This window comes from uncultured Campylobacter sp. (assembly GCF_937890585.1).
Taxonomy (GTDB): Bacteria; Campylobacterota; Campylobacteria; order Campylobacterales; family Campylobacteraceae; genus Campylobacter_A.
This window is the reverse complement of sequence record NZ_CALACG010000128.1, coordinates 1-1,606: the sequence shown is the minus strand read 5'-3', so window position 1 is coordinate 1,606 and position 1,606 is coordinate 1. Positions and strand designations below refer to the sequence as shown.

Below are 1,606 nucleotides of genomic sequence, written 5' to 3'. Positions count from 1 at the left end.
TGAATTAAGAGTATTAAATTCATTTATTGATAAAACAAGTATAAACATACAATATTTAAATGATGAAAATACGATCAGCTTTGGTCAAGATACAGCTACAATGTTTTTTCAAAAAAACAAATATTTTACCGGTGATAAGATTAAAATTTTTATACCCATAAATTTTAACTTGAATAGCAATATAGCAAATTATATTATTACTTCAATGCGATGTGGATTTTCAAATTTTACATGGGGTAGCAGCTCTTATAATGTAGAAATTTTAAAAAATGTAAAAATTATTTTACCAACAAACGACAGCGGCGAAATCAACTACGAATTTATGGAAAATTTCATAAAAGCTATCGAAAAACTAGTCATAAAAGACGTCGTACTTTGGGCTGATAAAAAGATAGAAGCAACTAAAAAAGTTATCAATAAAGCCTAGATTAGTGATGATGCCCAAAGTGTCCGTGCTCATCTTTGTCCTTTAGCTCGCAGATGAGATCGTCTTTGTGCCCAAGGCTCTCGCTCTCAAACTGAAGCGTGACATGTCCGATGCCTGCGTGAGAAAGCTCGTGCTCGATGCGCTTTATCATCTTTGAAATTTCAGCCACACTTAGCGCGTCATCCACCACCACATGGGCTATGAGCGCATTTGTGCCAGCATTTATCGCCCATATATGCAGGTCATGCACGATTTTAACGCCATCTACGCCCTTTATAACGCCTAAGATTTCATCAGTATCAAGCTTAAGCGGCACGGCTTCGATTAGGATATTAAAGCTATCTTTTAGCAAGCTAGCACCGCTTTTTATGATGAGTAGCGATACAAAGATACTTGCGATGCTATCGGCCTGCGTGAAGTCAAATTTCATCACAAGAAGCGCCGCGACGATGGCACCAACTGAGCCAAGCGTGTCACCAAGCACATGCAGATAAGCACCTTTCATGTTTAAATTTTCTTTTGTATCAGCACTTTTGTGCATGTAAATAGCCACGACTAAATTTACCACAAGCCCCAAAATACTAACAAAAAGCATCGTCTCAGCTTTGATCTCTGGCTCGTTAAAAAGCCTAATGATCGCTTCAACTATGACAAAGATAGCAAGCGCGATAAGAGCGATGGCGTTTATGAAAGCAGCGACGATCTCGACCCTTTTGTAGCCAAAGGTCTTTTGTAAATTTGCCCTTTTTTCTGCGATCTTAAAAGCAACCAGCGACAAAAAGAGAGCCGCGGCGTCTGAGAGCATGTGAAATGCGTCGCTAATAAGCGCAAGCGAGTTTGAAACGAAGCCAAAAACAGCCTCAACTATCATAAACGTGAAAATTAGAAAAAACGAATTTCTAAGAACGCTCTTGTTGTGCATCATTGTCCTTCTTTTGGGCGTCGATCCTCTTGCCGATATCTTTTAAATTTGAAAACTCCTCGATGAGCTTTGGCGAGTCGTCAAGACTGATGACAAAATTCCATATATAGGTCATCACGGAGTAGATGTGGCCGGCGTTTGTCTGCTGCGAGCTTAACACTATTATCGCCACCAAAAAGAGCAGCGCCGCACTAACGCCGATGATAAAATAGCTCATCGCCTCCCTGTTTGAGATCGCTATACGAAATTTAGAAACG

2 protein-coding genes and 1 pseudogene are annotated in these 1,606 nt (G+C 39.8%); 1 reads left to right on the top strand and 2 read right to left on the bottom strand.

The genetic code is table 11. The annotated features are described in order from the left end of the window. The coding region (locus tag Q0296_RS03710; protein ID WP_298036670.1) for a restriction endonuclease subunit S at positions 1-427 on the top strand (427 nt) is incomplete at its 5' end. 1 nt (position 428) lies between these two features. Here Q0296_RS03710 and Q0296_RS03705 read toward each other — a convergent pair. Together Q0296_RS03705 and Q0296_RS03700 are read right to left on the bottom strand one after the other, a co-directional pair. Beyond that, positions 429-1,352, bottom strand: a complete 924-nt coding sequence (locus tag Q0296_RS03705) for a cation diffusion facilitator family transporter (protein WP_298036667.1) — start codon at positions 1,350-1,352, stop codon at positions 429-431. Next, positions 1,327-1,606, bottom strand: a pseudogene (locus Q0296_RS03700) (hypothetical protein); the annotation flags it as partial. The pseudogene Q0296_RS03700 and the gene Q0296_RS03705, both read right to left, overlap by 26 nt.

Coding starts and splice junctions, on each gene's coding strand:
- Q0296_RS03705 (WP_298036667.1), bottom strand. CDS start 1,352: ATGATGCACAACAAGAGCGTTCTTAGAAATTCGTTTTTTCTAATTTTC.